The organism is Citrobacter sp. Ce104, assembly GCF_030334595.1.
Classification (GTDB): Bacteria; Pseudomonadota; Gammaproteobacteria; order Enterobacterales; family Enterobacteriaceae; genus Citrobacter; species Citrobacter europaeus.
Window position 1 is genome coordinate 1 of record NZ_JAOWDP010000024.1, and the last position, 265, is coordinate 265.

The following is a 265-nucleotide window of genomic DNA, read 5'->3' on the forward strand; positions in this document are numbered from 1 at the left end:
AGTAAAGGATGGTGGAGCTATGCGGGATCGAACCGCAGACCTCCTGCGTGCAAGGCAGGCGCTCTCCCAGCTGAGCTATAGCCCCATCGTAGTTATCTCATTCACCTTAATTCTTGCTGAGACAAGGCGTGGAGCGGCGAAGCATACTGAAGTATGCGAGTCGTTTCACAACGCGGTATCAGAAAGAATTTGGTAGGCCTGAGTGGACTTGAACCACCGACCTCACCCTTATCAGGGGTGCGCTCTAACCACCTGAGCTACAAGC

General features: G+C 53.6%; 1 tRNA gene. It reads right to left on the reverse strand.

Annotation, left to right across the window (positions count from 1 at the left end):
- Nucleotides 1–9 precede the first annotated feature (9 nt).
- Nucleotides 10–85 (reverse strand) — tRNA-Ala (locus OGW16_RS01990).
- Nucleotides 86–265 lie beyond the last annotated feature (180 nt).